Source organism: Burkholderia sp. MSMB1826 (assembly GCF_001526325.1).
Taxonomy (GTDB): Bacteria; Pseudomonadota; Gammaproteobacteria; order Burkholderiales; family Burkholderiaceae; genus Burkholderia.
Map to the genome: position 1 here is coordinate 436,612 of NZ_LOYN01000022.1, position 19,121 is coordinate 455,732.

General features: G+C 68.7%; 21 protein-coding genes. 17 read left to right on the forward strand and 4 right to left on the reverse strand.

Annotated elements, in window-relative coordinates; all coding sequences use genetic code 11:
- Positions 1-163 precede the first annotated feature (163 nt).
- Positions 164-931, forward strand: a complete 768-nt coding sequence (gene trmB, locus WS95_RS14295) for a tRNA (guanosine(46)-N7)-methyltransferase TrmB (protein ID WP_059824328.1) — start codon at positions 164-166, stop codon at positions 929-931.
- Positions 932-1,057: 126 nt separating this feature from the next.
- On the opposite strand, the gene WS95_RS14300 is transcribed toward trmB, so the two are convergent.
- The 3 genes from WS95_RS14300 to WS95_RS14310 form a co-directional block, all read right to left on the reverse strand.
- A complete protein-coding gene (locus tag WS95_RS14300; RefSeq protein WP_011544783.1) occupies positions 1,058-1,888 on the reverse strand; it encodes an undecaprenyl-diphosphate phosphatase in 831 nt (276 codons plus the stop codon).
- Between the two features lie 79 nt (positions 1,889-1,967).
- The gene (locus WS95_RS14305) at positions 1,968-2,549 is read right to left on the reverse strand and encodes a DUF1439 domain-containing protein (RefSeq protein WP_034206615.1); all 582 of its coding nucleotides are present in this window, start codon (positions 2,547-2,549) and stop codon (positions 1,968-1,970) included.
- A complete protein-coding gene (locus WS95_RS14310; RefSeq protein WP_059779795.1) occupies positions 2,546-2,866 on the reverse strand; it encodes a YkgJ family cysteine cluster protein in 321 nt (106 codons plus the stop codon). The genes WS95_RS14305 and WS95_RS14310 overlap by 4 nt, the downstream gene beginning before the upstream one ends.
- Positions 2,867-3,038: 172 nt before the next feature.
- On the opposite strand from WS95_RS14310, the gene hemN reads away from it, so the two are divergent.
- The 16 genes from hemN (at position 3,039) to ureG (ending at position 17,697) form a co-directional block, all read left to right on the forward strand.
- Complete coding sequence (gene hemN / locus WS95_RS14315; protein WP_059824329.1) at positions 3,039-4,430, forward strand: oxygen-independent coproporphyrinogen III oxidase; 1,392 nt, start codon at positions 3,039-3,041, stop codon at positions 4,428-4,430.
- A 96-nt stretch (positions 4,431-4,526) separates the two neighbouring features.
- Positions 4,527-4,784, forward strand: coding sequence for a hypothetical protein (locus WS95_RS14320; protein WP_059824331.1), 258 nt, complete (start codon positions 4,527-4,529; stop codon positions 4,782-4,784).
- A 104-nt stretch (positions 4,785-4,888) separates the two neighbouring features.
- Positions 4,889-5,545, forward strand: coding sequence for a protein-L-isoaspartate O-methyltransferase family protein (locus WS95_RS14325; RefSeq protein WP_006476691.1), 657 nt, complete (start codon positions 4,889-4,891; stop codon positions 5,543-5,545).
- A gap of 14 nt (positions 5,546-5,559) precedes the next feature.
- Positions 5,560-5,883 carry a rhodanese-like domain-containing protein gene (locus WS95_RS14330; RefSeq protein WP_006476692.1) on the forward strand — a complete coding sequence of 108 codons (324 nt, stop codon included), beginning with the start codon at positions 5,560-5,562 and terminating at the stop codon, positions 5,881-5,883.
- 347 nt (positions 5,884-6,230) lie between these two features.
- On the forward strand, positions 6,231-7,538 hold the full coding sequence (gene urtA, locus WS95_RS14335; RefSeq protein ID WP_034206613.1) for an urea ABC transporter substrate-binding protein: 1,308 nt from the start codon (positions 6,231-6,233) through the stop codon (positions 7,536-7,538).
- 177 nt (positions 7,539-7,715) lie between these two features.
- Entirely contained in the window at positions 7,716-9,335 is a 1,620-nt protein-coding gene (gene urtB / locus WS95_RS14340; protein WP_059824333.1) for an urea ABC transporter permease subunit UrtB, read from the forward strand.
- Between the two features lies 1 nt (position 9,336).
- A complete protein-coding gene (gene urtC / locus WS95_RS14345; RefSeq protein WP_059824334.1) occupies positions 9,337-10,524 on the forward strand; it encodes an urea ABC transporter permease subunit UrtC in 1,188 nt (395 codons plus the stop codon).
- Positions 10,521-11,378: an urea ABC transporter ATP-binding protein UrtD gene (urtD, locus tag WS95_RS14350; protein WP_034206610.1), complete on the forward strand. Its 858-nt coding sequence runs from the start codon at positions 10,521-10,523 to the stop codon at positions 11,376-11,378. Before urtC ends, urtD begins: the two co-directional genes overlap by 4 nt.
- A 4-nt stretch (positions 11,379-11,382) precedes the next feature.
- Complete coding sequence (gene urtE, locus WS95_RS14355; protein WP_059824336.1) at positions 11,383-12,075, forward strand: urea ABC transporter ATP-binding subunit UrtE; 693 nt, start codon at positions 11,383-11,385, stop codon at positions 12,073-12,075.
- A 190-nt stretch (positions 12,076-12,265) separates the two neighbouring features.
- Positions 12,266-13,141, forward strand: a complete 876-nt coding sequence (locus WS95_RS14360) for an urease accessory protein UreD (RefSeq protein WP_059824338.1) — start codon at positions 12,266-12,268, stop codon at positions 13,139-13,141.
- A 234-nt stretch (positions 13,142-13,375) separates the two neighbouring features.
- Entirely contained in the window at positions 13,376-13,678 is a 303-nt protein-coding gene (gene ureA / locus WS95_RS14365) for an urease subunit gamma (protein WP_006406310.1), read from the forward strand.
- 8 nt (positions 13,679-13,686) lie between these two features.
- Positions 13,687-13,992 (forward strand): urease subunit beta, encoded by a 306-nt coding sequence (locus WS95_RS14370; protein WP_034206607.1) that lies wholly within the window; start codon positions 13,687-13,689, stop codon positions 13,990-13,992.
- Between the two features lie 28 nt (positions 13,993-14,020).
- A complete protein-coding gene (ureC, locus tag WS95_RS14375; protein ID WP_034206606.1) occupies positions 14,021-15,727 on the forward strand; it encodes an urease subunit alpha in 1,707 nt (568 codons plus the stop codon).
- Between the two features lie 18 nt (positions 15,728-15,745).
- Complete coding sequence (gene ureE, locus WS95_RS14380; protein WP_059824339.1) at positions 15,746-16,366, forward strand: urease accessory protein UreE; 621 nt, start codon at positions 15,746-15,748, stop codon at positions 16,364-16,366.
- Positions 16,353-17,033: an urease accessory protein UreF gene (locus WS95_RS14385; protein ID WP_034206604.1), complete on the forward strand. Its 681-nt coding sequence runs from the start codon at positions 16,353-16,355 to the stop codon at positions 17,031-17,033. The genes ureE and WS95_RS14385 overlap by 14 nt, the downstream gene beginning before the upstream one ends.
- Positions 17,034-17,049: 16 nt before the next feature.
- Positions 17,050-17,697: an urease accessory protein UreG gene (ureG, locus tag WS95_RS14390; protein ID WP_034206603.1), complete on the forward strand. Its 648-nt coding sequence runs from the start codon at positions 17,050-17,052 to the stop codon at positions 17,695-17,697.
- A gap of 68 nt (positions 17,698-17,765) precedes the next feature.
- Here ureG and waaA read toward each other — a convergent pair whose 3' ends face one another.
- The gene (waaA, locus tag WS95_RS14395; RefSeq protein WP_059824341.1) at positions 17,766-19,118 is read right to left on the reverse strand and encodes a lipid IV(A) 3-deoxy-D-manno-octulosonic acid transferase; all 1,353 of its coding nucleotides are present in this window, start codon (positions 19,116-19,118) and stop codon (positions 17,766-17,768) included.
- Between the last annotated feature and the right edge of the window lie 3 nt (positions 19,119-19,121).

Below are 19,121 nucleotides of genomic sequence, written 5' to 3' on the forward strand. Positions count from 1 at the left end.
CGAGAAATCCTTAAGGATCAACGGTTTGGCGGCGCATCGCCGCGTCCGTCTCCACGTTCCGCAACCGCGCGCCAGCCGCCTCGTCGAAGGCGGCTTTTTGTACCGCGCCGGCGCGTCCCGCGCGCCTGATGCCCTCGCCCGAACCCAGCCTTTCTCTGTACCGATGATGCACGACGATCCGAACGAAGCCGGCCTGCCGCCCCGCGACGACGCCATTCCCGACGAAGCGCCCGAAGGCGCCGACGCAGTCAACCCGCTGCACCACCGCCGCATCCGCAGCTTCGTGACGCGCGCCGGCCGCGTGTCGACCGGCCAGCGCCGTGCGCTCGACGAATTCGGCCCGCGCTTCGTCGTCCCGTATGCGCCGGCACTGCCAGACTGGGACGCGATCTTCGGCCGCAGCGCGCCGCGCATCCTCGAGATCGGCTTCGGGATGGGCGCATCGACCGCGGAGATCGCCGCGAACCGCCCCGGCGACGATTTCCTCGGCGTCGAGGTGCACGAGCCGGGCGTCGGCGCGCTGCTGAAGCTGATCGGCGAGCAGGATCTGACGAACATCCGCATCATCCAGCACGACGCGGTCGAGGTGCTCGAGCACATGATCGCGCCGGAAAGCCTCGACGGCGTGCACATCTTCTTCCCCGATCCGTGGCACAAGGCGCGTCACCACAAGCGCCGACTGATCCAGCCGCCGCTCGTCGCGCATCTCGCGTCGCGGCTGAAGCCCGGCGCCTACATTCACTGCGCGACCGACTGGCAGAACTACGCGGAACAGATGCTGGACGTGCTCGGCGCGGAACCGACGCTCGAAAACACGGCCGCCGACTACGCGCCGCGGCCCGACTACCGCCCGGTGACGAAGTTCGAGCGGCGCGGGCTGCGGCTCGGCCACGGCGTGTGGGACCTGGTGTTCCGCAAGCGCGCAGGCTGAGCGCCCGGCCGGCGCACTACCCGGCGGCCCCGCCAAATAAAACGGCCTGATCGGCAGTTGCCGATCAGGCCGTTTTTCATGACGCCCGCGATGCGCGCCGGACGCGCCCGGCGTGTCCGCCCGGCATCACGCCCAATTCAACCACCCGCTGTACCCCACCAGCAGCACGAACAACCCGAACGCGATCCGGTACCACGCGAACACCGTGAAGTCGTGCGTCGCGACGTAGCGCAGCAGCCAGCGCACGCACACGAACGCGCTGACGAACGCCGCGACGAGCCCGAGCGCGAACAGGCCGAGCGAATCGACGGTGAACGCCTGCCAGTCCTTGACGGTTTCGTAGAGCGTCGCCCCGAAGATGATCGGAATCGCGAGAAAGAACGAGAATTCGGTCGCCACGCGCCGGTCGAGACCGAACAGCATCCCGCCGATGATCGTCGAGCCCGAACGCGACATGCCGGGCACGAGCGCGAAGCACTGCGCGATACCGACCTTGAGCGCGTCGAGCGGCGTCAGCGCATCCACCGACATCACGCGCGGCGGCTCGCTGCGTTCGCGCTGCCGCGCCTCGGCCCACAGGATGATCGCACCGCCGACGACGAGCGCGAACGCGACGGGCACCGGCGAGAACAGCACGGCCTTGATCTTCTTCTCGAACAGGAGGCCGAGCGCGATCGCGGGAATCGTCGCGATCACGACGTTCAGCGTGAAGCGCTGCGCGTCGGGCCGGCTCGGCAGCCCGGACACGACGGACACGATCCGTTGCCGGTATTCCCAGCAGACGGCGAGGATCGCGCCGAACTGGATCACGACGTCGAACGTCTTCGCGTGCGAATCGTTGAAATTCAGGAAGCTGCCCGCGACGATCAGGTGACCGGTGCTCGACACCGGCAGGAATTCCGTCAGCCCCTCGACGACGCCGAGGATCAATGCCTTGCAGATCAGGATCCAGTCCATCCGTGGCCCAACTCCGAAATGGTCGAAAGAAAAGGCCACTCTTGCGCGCGCGGCCCGCCCGGCCGTGCGCGCCCCGTCGTCACTTTTCGACGATCGCCACGCGTATGCCGTTTGTAAGGATCGTAATTGTACCGGGTTCGTAGTTCACCCCGGCAAATTGCAGTTGTTCCGGCTTGAACGTGTAGATCGGATAGTTGGTCAGCAGCTGCGTCGCGAGCAGGCCGGCGGCCGCGCCGACCTGCTGCGCGTACATCTGCGCGTCGCCGTCGAGCGCGAGGCTGTCGACGGCCGGCGCCTTCAGCACGACCGAGCGGCTCGGCGCGTCGTACGCGAGCTGGCCCGACACGGTGAACTTGCCGCTGACGGGCTCGCGCAGGAACGGGCTCGCGAAATGGGCATCGAGCTGCACGGCGACGCGGTTCTGGTCGGGCAGCAGGTTGACGGCCGGGTTCGCGAGCGACACGTCGACCACCTGCGCGACCGTCTTCTGGTACGGAAACTTGCGCGCGACGGCCTTCTGCACGTCGCCGCGCGAGAACGTGTAGTGATCGGGGATGAACGGGAACGTCGACGCGCACGCGGCAAGCGATACGCACACGCCGACGGCGCCGACAGCGGCGGCGAGAAAACGGCGCCGACCGGGCGCGCGAGGGATGGTCATGCTGAACGCTCTCCTGGATGCGCCGGCCGCGTCGCGACCTCGAGGCGCGTGAGCCACGCGAGCGCGTCGTCGCGCGACGCGCCGCACATGTCGGCGGACGGCTGCAGCCCGGAACAGCACGCAGGGCGCTCGGGCCGCCCGAAAATCATGCAGCGGAGGTCGTCGCCGAGCTGCGCGCAGCGCACGCCGGCCGGCTTGCCGCCGGGCATGCCCGGAATCGGGCTGGAAATCGACGGCGCGATGCAGCACGCGCCGCAGCCCTCGCGGCACGCATGCGGCGGCGGGACTTCGGCGGGCGCCGGGCGAACAACAGGCATTTCGACGGACACTCGGCTCTCTCGACGAACAACGAAAAACGGTGCGGCAACCGGACGCGGCATCCGGCAGCCCCACCCCGCATTGTGCCATCGCCGGCTGCGACGTTATTACACAATGCAGCCCGATCGGGCGTTCATATACTCGAAAGCATCTAAAAAACGCGAGACCGTCATGCGTTCTGGTTCTGCCGACACGATGTTCCGTCCCGATTTACTCGCGAAATACGGCGCGAACGGGCCGCGCTACACGTCGTACCCGACCGCGCTGCAATTCCGCGACGATTTCGATCCGGCCGACTACGTACGCGCGGCCGGCGCCCCCGGCGCATCGTCGAGCGACCTGTCGCTGTACTTCCACATCCCGTTCTGCAACACCGCGTGCTTCTACTGCGGCTGCAACAAGATCGCGACCAACAACCGCCGCCGCGCGCGCCCGTATCTCGACCAGCTCGAGCGCGAAATGGCGCTGCAGGCCGCGCTGTTCGATCCGTCCCGCCCCGTCACGCAACTGCACTGGGGCGGCGGCACGCCGACCTTCCTGTCCGACGACGAAACGGCCGAGCTGATGGCGGCCACGCGCGAGCATTTCGTGCTGGCGCCGGACGCCGACGCCGAGTTCTCGATCGAGATCGATCCGCGCACCGTCACGCCGGCAACGCTCGTCCACCTGCGCACGATCGGCTTCAACCGGCTGAGCCTCGGCGTGCAGGATTTCGACCCGGTCGTGCAGCAGGCGATCAACCGCATCCAGCCGCGCGCGATGACCGCCGACCTGCTCGCCGCCGCACGGGCGACGGGCTTCCATTCGGTGAGCGTCGACCTGATCTACGGGCTGCCGCACCAGACGGTCGCCGCGTTCGCGCGCACGCTCGAGACGATGATCGAGCTCGCGCCCGACCGCCTGTCGGTGTTCGGCTACGCGCACATGCCGCACCTGTTCAAGATGCAGCGGCAGATCGACGATGCGGCGCTGCCGCCGCCGGAAACGCGCATCGCGCTGCTCGGCCTCGCGATCGACATGCTGACGTCGGCCGGCTACGTGTACATCGGGATGGATCACTTCGCGCGGCCGTCCGACGAACTCGTGCGCGCGCAGCGCAACGGCACGCTGCAGCGTAATTTCCAGGGCTACAGCACGCGCGCGGATACCGACCTGATCGGCTTCGGCGTGTCGTCGATCGGCAAGGTCGGCGACGTCTACGCGCAGAACGCGAAGGACCTGCCCGCCTACGGCGCCGCGCTCGACGCGGGGCGGCTGCCGATCGCGCGCGGCGTACGGCTCACGCCGGACGACCGGCTGCGCCGCGACGTGATCACGCAACTGATGTGCAACCTCGATCTGCCGTTCTCGCATGTCGAGGCCGCGCACGGCATCCGCTTCGCCGATCATTTCGCGCGCGAGCTCGACGCGCTGCGCCGGTTCGAGCGCGACGGGCTGCTGACGATCGCGCGCGACCGGCTGACGATCCATCCGGCCGGCCGGATGGTCGTGCGCAACATCGCGATGGCGTTCGATGCGTACCTCGGCCAGACGCCGCGGCAGCGCTATTCCCGCACGGTCTAGGGTGCGGTTCGCGCGGGCGCCGGGCGGGCGCCGAACGCATGCGGCCGGCCGGTTTGATAGAGTGTGAGGCTTACACCCGCTTCGCCAGCCCCCAAGATGCGCACCACCAAAGCGACCCACGCGGTCGAACGCCTGAAGACCCGCTCCGGCAACCCGCAATTCGCGGCCGTCGCGATGGCGGGCGGCCTGTTCTACCTCGTCGACCGCTCGGGCGGCACCGCCGAGAAGCGCTGCGAACCGCTGCCGCTCGACGAGTTCGTCAAGTTCGTCGACGAATTCGGCCCCAAAAAACCGCGCAAGGCGAGCAAGCTCGACCTCGCCTTCGAGGCGCAGATCAGGAAGAGCAAAGGGTAAAGGTCCGTTGCAGGCCGCCTGAAGGCTTCGCGGCCGTGCCGTTTGGTACAATCACGAAGTTTCTCTATCCCCGCTGATGGCCGACCAGGCTGCGTGACCACACCATGAATATCGAAAACGCGCGTTTCAACATGATCGAACAGCAGATCCGTCCGTGGGACGTGCTGGATCTGGATGTCCTGGGCCTGCTGTCGATCGTCAAGCGTGAAAACTACGTGCCGGCCGAATACCGCGATCTCGCGTTCGCCGATCTCGAACTGCCGCTGCCCGGCGGCGCCAGCAAGATGCTGTTCCCGCGCGTCGAAGCGCGCGTGCTGCAGGAACTGGCGGTCAAGAAGCACGAGAACGTGCTCGTGATCGGCGCGGGCTCGGGTTACCTGGCCGCGCTGTTCGCGCACCGCGCGCAGCACGTGACGGCCGTCGAGATCGATCCGACGATCGCGAAGTTCGCGGAAGACAACCTGCGCAACGACGGCGTGACCAACGCCGAAGTCGTGCTCGGCGACGGTTCGCGCGGCTGGGCCGCGAAGGCGCCGTACGACGTGATCTGCGTCGCGGGCGGCCTGCCGGTCGTGCCGCAGGAAATGCTCGAACAGCTGAAGATCGGCGGCCGCCTGTCGGCGTTCGTCGGCGGCCGTCCGGTGATGAAGGCGCAGATCATCACGCGTATCGACGACAAGCAGTACCGCGTCGCCGACGTGTTCGAAACGTACATCGACCACCTCGTCAACGCGATCGAGCCGTCGCGCTTCAAATTCTGAGCGGCGGAGCCTCCATGCAGATCCTGACGCCCGCGATGCTCGCGGAATGGCTCGGCGACACGGCGCGCCCCGCGCCGGTCGTGCTCGACGTGCGCGAGCCGTGGGAAATCGCAACCGCGCAGATCGCCGGCAGCGTGGCGATTCCGATGCAGCAGATTCCCGCGCGCAGCGAAGAGCTCGACGACGAAGCGGAAATCGTCTGCGTGTGCCATCACGGGATGCGCAGCGCACAGGTCGCGATGTTCCTCGAATCGCGCGGCTTCACGAAGCTGTACAACCTGCAAGGCGGGATCGACGCGTGGTCGCGCGACGTCGATCCGTCCGTGCCGCGCTACTGATCGATCCTTCCGGCGGCGCATCGTGCGCCGCCGCGCCGCCCGGCACCCTGCCGCCGGCCGCACGAAATCGCCGAACGGGCGCGCACGGCGCGCCCGTTTCTCTTTTCCGCTCCTCCGTTTCCGGCGTTGCGACGCCGCAGCACCGCCGTGCACCATTTGCGCCCGTGCGTCTGCACCGCAACGGACCGCGCATGCTGCACGGCGCGTCATCCGCACCGTCCCGATGCTCGCCCGCACCCCGCGCAGGCACGCCGGGCGTGCATCCGCACGACTGGCACATGCCTTGCGTTACACGATGGCCGGCGCCGCCACGGCGCACGCACATCCAACACGACAAGGGGATCCCGATGAAACGTCGCAGTCTGTTGAAGTTCGGTTCGATGGCCGGCGCACTCGCGCTGGCGGGCAAGAGCCCGTTCGCGCACGCGGCCGATGCGGGCACCGGCCCGATCAAGGTCGGCATCCTGCATTCGCTGTCGGGCACGATGGCGATCTCGGAGACGTCGCTGAAGGACACCGCGTTGATGACGATCGCCGACATCAACAAGAGCGGCGGCGTGATGGGCCGCAAGCTCGAACCGGTGGTGGTCGATCCCGCGTCGAACTGGCCGCTGTTCGCCGAGAAGGCGCGCCAGCTGCTCACGCAGGACAAGGTCGCGTGCGTGTTCGGCTGCTGGACGTCGGTGTCGCGCAAGTCCGTGCTGCCGGTGTTCGAGGAACTGAACGGGCTGCTCTATTACCCGGTGCAGTACGAAGGCGAGGAAATGTCGCGCAACGTGTTCTACACGGGCGCCGCGCCGAACCAGCAGGCCATTCCGGCCGTCGAGTACCTGATGAGCGCGGAAGGCGGCGGCGCGAAGCGCTTCTTCCTGCTCGGCACCGACTACGTGTATCCGCGCACGACCAACAAGATCCTGCGCGCGTTCCTGAAATCGAAGGGTGTGAAGGACGCCGACATTCAGGAGGTCTACACGCCGTTCGGCCACAGCGATTACCAGACCATCGTCGCGAACATCAAGACTTTCTCGCAAGGCGGCAAGACGACCGTGGTCTCGACGATCAACGGCGACTCGAACGTGCCGTTCTACAAGGAGCTGGGCAACCAGGGGATCAAGGCGACCGACGTGCCGGTCGTCGCGTTCTCGGTCGGCGAGGAAGAGCTGCGCGGGATCGACACGAAACCGCTCGTCGGCCACCTCGCCGCATGGAACTACTTCATGTCGGTGAAGAATCCGACCAACACGAAGTTCAAGGACCAGTTCGCCGCGTGGGTAAAGGCGAACAACCTGCCGGGCGGCGCGAAGCGCGTGACCAACGATCCGATGGAAGCCACCTACGTCGGCATCCATATGTGGAAGCAGGCCGTCGAGAAGGCGAAGAGCACCGACGTCGACAAGGTGCGCGTCGCGATGATCGGCCAGACGGTGGCCGCGCCGTCGGGCTTCACGCTCGCGATGGACGGCAACCATCACCTGCACAAGCCGGTGATGATCGGCGAGATCCGCGGCGACGGGCAGTTCAACGTCGTGTGGAAGACGAAGACGGCCGTGCGCGCGCAGCCGTGGAGCCCGTTCATCGCGGGCAACCAGGGCAAGCCGGACGTCGTCAGCTCGATTCCGGCGTTCCTGCGCCGGCAACGCGCGGCGCTGGCCTGATGCGGTGCGCGGGCGCTGCGTGCACATGCAGCGTCCCGGCCGCGCGCGGCTCGCGCGGCCGCAACGCGCCGAAACCGGCGAGCCGGTGCGGCGGCATGAAGCGCCGTCGCCAGTGCCGAAGCCGCCGCCGTCATGCCACTGCGTGAGAGCGCTTCTCCAAGCCTGACAGGAATTCCGATGCCGATACGCTTTCACCGGACCGTCGTTGCGATCGTCGCGGGCGCAGCGCTCCTCTGCGCGCTGCCACGCGCCGCGTGCGCACTGACGGCCGCCGATACCGCCGCGCTCGCCGGCGACGACTTCGATGCCAAAACGGCCGCGATCGAACGGCTCGCCACCGACACCGATCCGCGCGCCGTTGCGGTGCTCAACGCGCTGTCGAGCAGCGATGCGCTCGCGACCGGCGACGGCCGCCTGCTGATCCAGGCCGGCGACACCGCGCACGACGCGCTCACGCAGGCCGCGACGCCGGCCGGCGACGCGCAGCCGGTGATGCTGAACAACCTGCTGCGCACGAAGATCGCCGGCGCGCTGTCGGGCCTCGCGCTCGCGTCGCCCGACGCCGCCGCGCGCCGCGACGCGATCGACGCGCTGCTGAAGTCGCCCGACCCGGCGCTCAAGCCCATGATCGACCGCGCCCGTGCAAAGGAAACCGATCCGGCATTGAAACGTCGTCTCGACGCGCTGTGGGCGATCGCCGCGCTGCACGACGCCGATCCGGCCAAGCGCCTCGAAGCCGTGCAGGTGGTGGCCGCGCGCAGCGATCTCGACATGATCGAACAACTGCGCCCGCTGGTCGCGAAAAACCCCGACGGCAGCTACGCCGAACCCGATGCACAGGTCCGCGCCGCGGCGCAACAGGGACTCGACGCGCTCCACGCGCTGCAGCGCCGCGGCGAAATCGCCGGCACGCTGTTTGCCGGCCTGTCGCTCGGCAGCGTGCTGCTGCTCGCCGCGCTCGGTCTCGCGATCACGTACGGGCTGATCGGCGTGATCAACATGGCGCACGGCGAATTCCTGATGATCGGTGCGTACGCAACCTATGTCGTGCAGACGCTGATCCAGCGCTACGCGCCCGGCGCATTCGACTGGTATCCGCTCGTCGCCGTGCCCGTGTCGTTCGCGGCGGCCGCGCTCGTCGGCATCGTGCTCGAGCGGCTCGTGCTGCGGCACCTGTACGGCCGCCCGCTCGAAACGCTGCTCGCGACCTTCGGCGTGAGCCTGATCCTGATCCAGGCGACGCGCATGCTGTTCGGCGCGCAGAACGTGCAGGTCGTGAACCCGTCGTGGATGAGCGGCGGCGTGACGGTGATGCAGAACCTGATCCTGCCGTACAACCGGCTCGCGATCCTCGCGTTCGCGCTCGCGGTGGTGTTCGTTGCGTGGGCCGTGCTGACGAAGACGCGGCTCGGGCTGTTCGTGCGCGCGGTCACGCAGAACCGCCGGATGGCCGCCTGCGTCGGCGTGAAGACCGCACGCGTCGACGCGTATGCGTTCGCATTCGGCGCGGGCATCGCGGGCCTCGGCGGCTGCGCGCTGTCGCAGATCGGCAACGTGGGCCCCGATCTCGGCCAGAACTACATCATCGATTCGTTCATGGCCGTCGTGCTCGGCGGCGTCGGGCAGATCGCCGGCACCGTGCTCGGCGGCTTCGGGCTCGGGCTCGCGAGCAAGGCGATCGAACCGTTCTGGGGCGCCGTGCTCGCGAAGATCGCGGTGCTCGCGATGATCGTGCTGTTCATCCAGAAACGCCCGCAGGGCATGTTCGCCCCGAAGGGCCGCAGCGCGGAGGCTTGACGTGACTTCATTCACCGATTCGATGCCGAACCCGGTCGCCGATACGTCGAAGCCCGCCGCCGGCGCACGCGCGGCGGACGGCTTCGCGCTCGGCCTGCCGCCCCGCCCGGCGCTGCTGTCGCGCCGCGCATGGCTCGCGCTCGTCGCGCTGTGCGTGGCGATCGGCATCGGCGTGCCGCTCGCCGCGCTCGTCGTGCCGGAAACCAGCGCGCTGCATCTGTCCGCGTACACGATGACGCTCGCCGGCAAGCTGATGTGCTACGCGATCGCCGCGCTCGCGCTCGATCTCGTGTGGGGCTACTGCGGAATCCTGAGCCTCGGCCACGGGTTGTTCTTCGCGCTGGGCGGCTATGCGATCGGCATGTACCTGATGCGCGAGATCGGCCGCGACGGCAAGTACGGCAGCGACCTGCCCGACTTCATGGTGTTTCTCGACTGGCACCAGCTGCCGTGGTACTGGAGCGGCACACAGCATCTCGCGTGGGCGCTCGCGCTCGTCGTGCTCGTGCCGGCCGTGCTCGCGTGGGTGTTCGGCTTCTTCACGTTCCGCTCGCGCGTGAAAGGCGTGTACCTGTCGATCATCACGCAGGCGCTGACGTTCGCCGCGATGCTGCTGTTCTATCGCAACGAGACGGGCTTCGGCGGCAACAACGGCTTCACCGATTTCAAGCGCATCGCCGGCTTCGCGATCACGTCGCCGGGCACGCGCACGGTGCTGCTGCTGCTGACGTTCGCGACGCTCGTGCTCGCGTTCGTCGCCGCGCGCGCGATCGTCACGAGCAAGCTCGGGCGCGTGGTGACGGCCGTGCGCGACGGCGAGACGCGGCTGATGTTCCTCGGCTACAGTCCGCTCGCGTACAAGCTGTTCGTGTGGACCGTGTCGGCCGTGCTGTGCGGCGTCGCCGGCGCGCTGTACGTGCCGCAGGTCGGCATCATCAATCCCGGCGAGATGTCGCCGGGCAACTCGATCGAAATGGCGATCTGGGTCGCGGTGGGCGGGCGCGGCACGCTGATCGGGCCGATCGTCGGCGCGTTCGCGGTGAACGGCGCGAAGAGTTTCTTCACCGCGTACTTCGCCGAATACTGGCTGTTCTTCCTCGGCCTGATCTTCGTGCTCGTGCCGCTGTTGCTGCCGCGCGGCATCATGGGCCTCGTCGAAACCGTGCTCGCAAAGGGGAAACGCGCATGAACGGAACGGCGCTCTACCAGTTCACGCCGCCGCCCGAAGACGAACTGCTCGCCGTCAGCGGCAGCGCGTCGATGGGGCGCGTCGTGCCGCCCGGCATCGACACGTCGCACGGCACGATCCTGTATCTCGAGGATATCGAGGTGAGCTTCGACGGCTTTCGCGCGCTGAAGAAGCTGTCGCTCGCGATCGACGCGGGCGAGCTGCGCTGCGTGATCGGCCCGAACGGCGCGGGCAAGACGACGATGATGGACGTGATCACCGGCAAGACGCGGCCCGATGCGGGCAAGGTGTTTCTCGGCCAGACGATCGATCTCGCACGGATGAACGAGCCCGAGATCGCGCGTGCGGGCATCGGCCGCAAATTTCAGAAGCCGACCGTGTTCGAACAGCATCCGGTGTGGGAAAACCTCGAACTCGCGATGCAGACCGACAAGGGCTGGCTCGCGTCGCTGCGCGCGCGGCTCGACCGCACCGCGCAGGCGAAGATCGAGGAGACGCTCGCGCTGATCGGCCTCGAAAGCCACGCGTATCGCGCGGCCGGCGAACTGTCGCACGGGCAGAAGCAGCGGCTCGAAATCGGCATGCTGCTGATGCAGCGCCCCGCGCTGCTGCTGCTCGACGAGCCGGCGGCGGGGATGACCGACCACGAGACGATGGAGCTCGCCGAGCTGCTGAACACGCTGCGCGGCACCTGCTCGATGATGGTCGTCGAGCACGACATGGAATTCGTCGCGGCGCTCGCGGGCGACACGGGGCGCGTGACGGTGATGGCCGAAGGCGCGGTGCTCGCGCACGGCACGCTCGACCAGGTCAAGCGCGACGACGCGGTGATCGAGTCTTACCTCGGACGATGATGCGATGCTGAAAATCGAAGCGCTGAACCAGTACTACGGCGGCAGCCATATCCTGCGCAACGTGAACCTCGCCGCCGACGACGGCAAGCTCACCGTGCTGCTCGGCCGCAACGGCGTCGGCAAGAGCACGTTGCTGCGCTGCCTGATGGGCGTCGTCGCCGCGAAGAGCGGCAGCGTGTGGTGGCGCGGCACCGCGCTCGCCGCACTGCCGCCGTATGCGCGCGTCGCGGCCGGGCTCGCGTATGTGCCCCAGGGCCGCGACATCTTTCCGCGGCTCACCGTCGAGGAGAACCTGCTCGTCGGCGCGGCGAGCCGCAAGGCGCCCGCGAAGGTGCCTGACCGCATCTACGACCTGTTCCCGGTGCTGAAGGACATGCGCGCACGGCGCGGCGGCGACCTGTCGGGCGGCCAGCAGCAACAGCTCGCGATCGGCCGCGCGCTGATGAGCGAGCCGCAGTTGCTGATCCTCGACGAGCCGACCGAGGGCATCCAGCCGTCGATCATCCAGGACATCGGTCGCACGCTGCGCCAGCTCGTCGACGAATCGAAGATGACCGTGCTGCTCGTCGAACAGTATTACGATTTCGCGCGATCGATCGCCGATCGCTACTGGGTGATGAGCCGCGGCGAGATCGTCGCGGGGGGCGATGCGCGCGACATGGAGACGAACGGCGTGCGCGAGCTGATCGCGGTGTGACGCGCGGCACGGCGGTAGGCACGGCGGTAGGCACGGCGGCAGGCACCGCGCATGACGACGCAGGCCGCACGGGCGGCCGGCTCGCGGAGCGTCCGCACGCGGCGCTTTCGGCGAACGCGGCATCTGCATTATTGTTCCGGTAGCATCCACGTTCTTCACGCCCGTTTCCTTCGTTTCCCGTTCGCCGCCGATGTCCGCCCCCGATTCGCATGCCTCGCTGTCCCGCCCTGCCGTCGCCAAGTCGTGGCGCGGCCGCCTCGAACTCGGCTTCGAGCGGCACGGCGCGCGCACGACGCTCGCGCACCGGCTGCACGACGGCCCGTTGCGCGTGCAACGGCCGCTGTACCCGGAAGGCGACGCGATCTGCCACGCGGTGATCGTCCATCCGCCGGGCGGCGTCGCGGGCGGCGACCGGCTCGACATCGACGTCGCGCTCGGCGACGGCACGCACGCGGTGCTGACGACGCCCGGCGCGACCAAGTGGTACAAGTCGAACGGGCTCGATGCGACGCAGCGCATCGGCGTGACCGTCGGCGAGCACGCGAAGCTCGACTGGCTGCCGCAGAACAACCTGTTCTTCGACGCCGCGCACGCGTCGCTCGACTTCACGGTGACGCTCGGCGCCGGCGCGAGCGCGATCGGCTGGGACGCGACGCAGCTCGGCCGGCAGGCGGCCGGCGAAACCTGGTCGGCGGGACGCCTCGCGTCGACCTCGGCGCTCGTCGATGCCGACGGCCGGCCGCTGTGGACCGAGCGCGCGCTGCTCGACGCGCGCGACCCGCTGCGCGGCGCGCTGCAGGGCCTCGCCGGCTTTCCCGTCTACGGCACCCTGTGGGCCGCGGGTGCCGCGTGCGACGCCGCGCTCGCCGAATCGCTTGCCGCGCGCATGCCGTTCGACGACACGCTACGTGCGGGCGCCACCTGCGTGACGCCCGGCGTCGTGCTGGTGCGTGCGCTCGCGACGTCGATGGAAGCGCTGCAGCGCCACTTCGCCGACTGCTGGCTGCAGTTGCGGCCGATCGTGCACGGCGTCGACGCGCGGCCGCTGCGTCTCTGGCAAACCTGAGCGCGCTCGCACCACGCACCGTTTCGGCGCATTTCACATCGGGCGCCGCACGTTACCCATGCATCGCGCACCACGAGCGCGCATCGCGCTGCATTCGATGCACATGGCACGCGCCTTGCTGCTTACATAACCGATACACGGCGCGCACCGAACAGCGCGGTGCTACGATGCCCGTGCATCCGTCCGGTTACGGGTGCATCGACAAAAATTACGTTTTACTGAACGCCTGCCTTCATGAAACTGACTCCCCGCGAAAAGGACAAGCTGCTGATCTTCACGGCGGCGCTGCTCGCCGAACGCCGTCGCGCGCGCGGCCTGAAGCTCAACTATCCGGAGGCGGTCGCGTTCATCACCGCCGCGCTGATGGAAGCCGCGCGCGACGGCAAGACGGTCGCCGAAGTGATGCACTACGGCACGACGCTGCTCACGCGCGACGACGTGATGGACGGCGTGCCGGAAATGATTCCCGACATCCAGGTCGAAGCGACCTTCCCCGACGGCACGAAGCTCGTGACCGTCCACCACCCGATTCCGTGAGGCACCGCATGATCCCCGGCGAAATCCTCACCGACGACGGCGAGCACGAACTGAACGCGGGCCGCGAAACGCTGACGCTCGTCGTCGCCAACACCGGCGATCGCCCAGTGCAGGTCGGCTCGCACTACCACTTCTTCGAAGTCAACGACGCTTTGTCGTTCGACCGCGCGGCCGCGCGCGGCTTCCGGCTCAACATCGCGGCCGGCACGGCCGTGCGCTTCGAACCGGGCCAGACGCGCACCGTCGAGCTCGTCGCGCTTGCGGGCGAGCGCGCCGTCTACGGTTTTCAGGGCAAGGTGATGGGGCCGCTGTAAACCGCGCCCCGCTCTTCAGGAACAGCACATGACATTACGCTTGAGCCGCCGCGCGTACGCGGAAATGTTCGGGCCGACGACGGGCGACCGCGTCCGGCTCGCCGATACCGAACTGCTGATCGAGATCGAGCGCGATTTCACGACCTACGGCGAGGAAGTGAAATTCGGCGGCGGGAAAGTGATCCGCGACGGGATGGGCCAGTCGCAGCGCGTGGCCGCCGACGTGCCCGACACGGTCGTCACGAACGCGGTGATCCTCGATCACTGGGGCATCGTGAAGGCCGACATCGCGATCAAGCACGGCCGCATCGCCGCAATCGGCAAGGCCGGCAACCCCGACATTCAACCGGGCGTGACGATCGCGATCGGCGCGGCCACCGAAGTGATCGCCGGCGAAGGGCTGATCGTCACCGCGGGCGGCATCGACACGCACATCCACTTCATCAGCCCGCAACAGATCGACGAGGCGCTCGCATCGGGCGTCACGACGATGCTCGGCGGCGGCACGGGGCCGGCCACCGGCACCAACGCGACGACCTGCACGCCGGGCCCGTGGCACATGGAACGGATGCTGCAGGCCGCCGACGGCTGGCCGATCAATCTCGGCTTTCTCGGCAAGGGCAACGCGAGCCTGCCGCAGCCGCTCGTCGAGCAGATCGCGGCCGGTGCGATCGGCCTGAAGCTGCACGAGGACTGGGGCACGACGCCCGCCGCGATCGACAACTGCCTGTCGGTTGCCGACGACACCGACACGCAGGTCGCGATCCATACCGACACGCTGAACGAAGCCGGCTTCGTCGAATCGACGGTCGCGGCGTTCAAGGGCCGCACGATCCACACGTACCACACCGAAGGCGCGGGCGGCGGCCATGCGCCCGACATCCTGAAGGTGTGCGGCGAGGCGAACGTGCTGCCGTCGTCGACCAATCCGACGCGCCCGTACACGATCAACACGCTCGACGAGCATCTCGACATGCTGATGGTGTGCCATCACCTCGATCCGTCGATCGCCGAGGATCTCGCGTTCGCCGAATCGCGGATTCGCCGCGAGACGATCGCGGCCGAGGACATCCTGCACGATCTCGGCGCGCTGTCGATGCTGTCGTCCGATTCGCAGGCGATGGGCCGCGTCGGCGAAGTGATCATCCGGACGTGGCAGACCGCGCACAAGATGAAGGTGCAGCGCGGCGCGCTGCCGGAAGACGGCGCGCGCAACGACAACTTCCGCGCGAAGCGCTACGTCGCGAAGTACACGATCAACCCGGCGCTCACGCACGGCATCGCGCACGAAGTCGGCTCGATCGAGCCCGGCAAGTGGGCCGACCTCGTGCTGTGGGAACCGGCGTTCTTCGGGATCAAGCCGTCGATGATCCTGAAGGGCGGGATGATCGCCGTCGCGCAGATGGGCGACCCGAACGCGTCGATCCCGACGCCACAACCGGTTCACTATCGCGAGATGTTTGCGACGCGCGGCGGTGCGCTCGCGCGCACGTCGCTGACCTTCGTGTCGCAGATGGCGGCCGATGCGGGCATCGCGCAGCGCTATGGCCTCGCGAAGCGGATCGTGCCGGTGCGCAACTGCCGCAACGTGACGAAGGCCGACATGATCCACAACGCATGGCGCCCGTCGATCAGCGTCGATCCGGAAACCTACGACGTGATCGCCGACGGTCAGTTGCTCACCTGCGAACCGGCAACGGTGCTGCCGATGGCGCAGCGCTACTTCCTGTTCTGATTCGGAATCCTTGGTTTCATGCGCACCCTCGACAAACGCATTGCCCCGAACGTGAAGCTCGCCGCGTCGCTCGTCGCACGCGCGCCGACGCTCACGCTCGCCTATGACGCCCGCTGCAAGAGCCGCCTCGCGGCGACGCTCGATACCGGCGAGGACGTCGCGGTCCTGCTGCCGCGCGGCACCGTGCTGCGCGACGGCGACGTGCTCGTCGCCGACGACGGCGCGCTCGTGCGCATCGCCGCGGCGCCCGAAACCGTGCTGCTCGTGCGCGCGGCCGACCCGCTCACGCTGATGCGCGCCGCGTACCATCTCGGCAACCGCCATACGCCGGTCGAGATCGGCGAAGGCTACCTGAAGCTCGAGGCCGATCCGGTGCTCGCGGACATGCTGCGCCGGCTCGGCACGCAGGTCGAATCCACGCATGCACCGTTCCAGCCGGAAGCCGGCGCGTACGGCGGCGGTCACAAGCACGGACACGACGCGACGTTCGCCGAGGATTACGCGCTCGCGCAGCAGGTGTTCGGCGAACACCACGGGCATTCGCATTCGCACGATCACGATCACGATCACGATCACGATCACGATCATCAGCATGGTCCCGGCTGCACGCACGGCCACCACGGTCATGACCACCACTGAACTCGTCGCGCTGCTGCACCTCGCGTCGCCCGCGTTGCCGATCGGCGCGTACAGCTACTCGCAGGGGCTCGAAGCCGCGCTCGACGCGAACCTGATCCGCGATGCCGATTCCGCGCGCGACTGGATCGCGAGCGGCCTGACCGACGTGCTCGCGCACGGCGAATTGCCGTTCCTCGCACATCAGCTCGCGCGCTGGCAGACGCACGACACGCACGCGCTCGCCGCCGAAAACGCCTGGTTCGTCGCGAGCCGGGAATCGGCCGAACTGCGCCGCGAAACCGAACAGATGGGCTGGTCGCTCGCGCAGCTGTGCGCGTCGCTCGAATGGGGCGACGCCGCACGCCGCGCGACGCTCGCATCGCTGTCGCCGGTCGCGCTGCCGACCGCGTTCGCGTATGCGGCCGCCGCCCACGACGCCAGCGCCGACGCAACGCTCGCCGCGTACGCGTTCGGCTGGGTCGAGAACCAGACGTCCGCCGCGCTGAAGGCCGTGCCGCTCGGCCAGCTCGCCGGGCAACGCATCGTCGTCGCGCTGCGCGGCGCGATCGACGCGGCCGTGCGCCGCGCGCTCGCGACGCCGCCCGACGCCGTCAACACGTTCGCGCCGCAGCTCGGCATCCTGTCCGCGCGGCACGAAACCCAGTATTCGCGGTTGTTCCGCTCCTGAACCTCATCGCCCGACCATGAACGCACCTGCACCCTCCTCCGCTCGCCGCACGAAGAAACTGCCGCCGCTGCGCGTCGGCATCGGCGGCCCCGTCGGCTCCGGCAAGACCACGCTGCTCGAAATGCTGTGCAAGGCGATGCGCGAGCGCTACGACCTCGTCGCGATCACGAACGACATCTACACGAAGGAAGACCAGCGGCTGCTGACGGTCGCGGGCGCACTGCCCGAGGAACGCATCATGGGTGTCGAAACGGGCGGCTGCCCGCACACGGCGATCCGGGAAGATGCGTCGATCAACCTCGAAGCCGTCGACCGGATGCTCGCGCGCTTTCCCGATGCCGACATCGTGTTCATCGAGTCGGGCGGCGACAATCTCGCGGCAACCTTCAGCCCCGAGCTGTCGGACCTGACGATCTACGTGATCGACGTCGCCGGCGGCGAGAAGATTCCGCGCAAGGGCGGCCCCGGCATCACGAAGTCCGACCTGCTCGTGATCAACAAGACCGACCTCGCGCCGCTGGTCGGTGCGAACCTCGACGTGATGGCGTCCGACACGAAGAAGATGCGCGGCGAGCGGCCCTACGTGATGACGAACCTGAAGGCGCTCGACGGCGTCGCGGACGTGATCGCGTTCATCGAGAAGAAGGGCTTGCTGACGGTGTGAGCCGCGCGGCGGCGCGCGGCGGCGCCGCCGCGCGTGTCCGGGCGGCATCGCGCCGCCCGTCCCGCCGTCTATGCGTCGTCGTCGGCGGCGTCCGGCAACGCACGCGCGCCGGCTTCGGCGGGCGGCAGCAGTGCGGCGAGCACGTCGACCGTGCGCGCGGTCGCGCCGCGGTGACGCGACGCGAAGGCCGCGCCGGCCGCGCCCATCGCGATGCGCCGCGCCTTGTCGGCGAACAGCGCGTCGAGCACGTGCGCGAGATCGAGCGGATCCTCGACCTGCATCGCCGCACCTGCCGCGACCGCATCGGCGGTCGCCTGCGTGAAGTTGAACACGTGCGGCCCGATCAGCACCGGCACGCCGACCGCGCACGCTTCGATCAGGTTCTGCCCGCCGAGCGGCAGCAGGCTGCCGCCGATGAACGCGATGTCGGCCGCCGCGTAGTACGCGCCGAGCTCGCCCATCGAATCGCCGAGCAGCACCGTCACGTCGTCCGGCAGCGGTTCGGCGGCCGGACGGCCCGCCGCGAGCGCGGCCGCATCGGCGGCCCAGACCGAGCGCCGCACGCACTTGAGCCCGCTGCGCGCGACGAGCGCCTCGACTTCGGCGAAGCGCTGCGGATGACGCGGCACGAGCACCAGCAGCGCGCCGGGCGTGCGCATTTCCGCGAACGCCTGCAGCACCAGCGCCTCTTCGTTCTCGCGCGTGCTGGCGGCGACCCACACCGGCCGCGCACCGATCGCGTCGCGCCACGCATGGCCGCGCGCCGCGAGTTCCGGCGGCGTCGTCATGTCGAACTTCAGGTTGCCGAGCACGGTCACGTTGCGTGCGCCGAGCGACGTCAGCCGCTCCGCGTCGGCCGGGCTCTGCGCGAGCACGCGCGAGAAGCCGCCGAACACGTCGCGCGTCGCCGCGCCGAACTTCGCCGCGCGCCGGAACGAACGCGCGGACATCCGCGCATTGGTCAGCACGAGCGGCACGTCCGCGCGGCGGCACTCGTCGATCAGCGTCGGCCACACCTCGGTTTCCATCACGAGGCCGAGCGTCGGCCGCCATGCGTGCAGGAAGCGCCGCACCGCGCCCGGCATGTCGTACGGCAGGTAGCAGCGCAGCACGCGATCGCCGAAGATCTGTTCGCCGGTCGCGCGGCCGCTCGGCGTCATGTGCGTGAGCAGGACGCGTGCATCGGGGCGCGCGCGCAGCAGCGCATCGATCAACGGCTGCGCGGCGCGCGTCTCGCCGACCGACACCGCATGCACCCAGATCAGCGGCGCGCGATCGTCGCGCGAGCGGCCCGCGACGTGGCCGAAGCGCTCGCCGATATGTTCGCGATAGCCGCGCTCCTTGCGCGAGCGCACGTAGAGCCGGATGACCGCGGCCGGCGCGACGAGCCACCACAGCGCGCGATAGATCGCCCTCAGCATGCG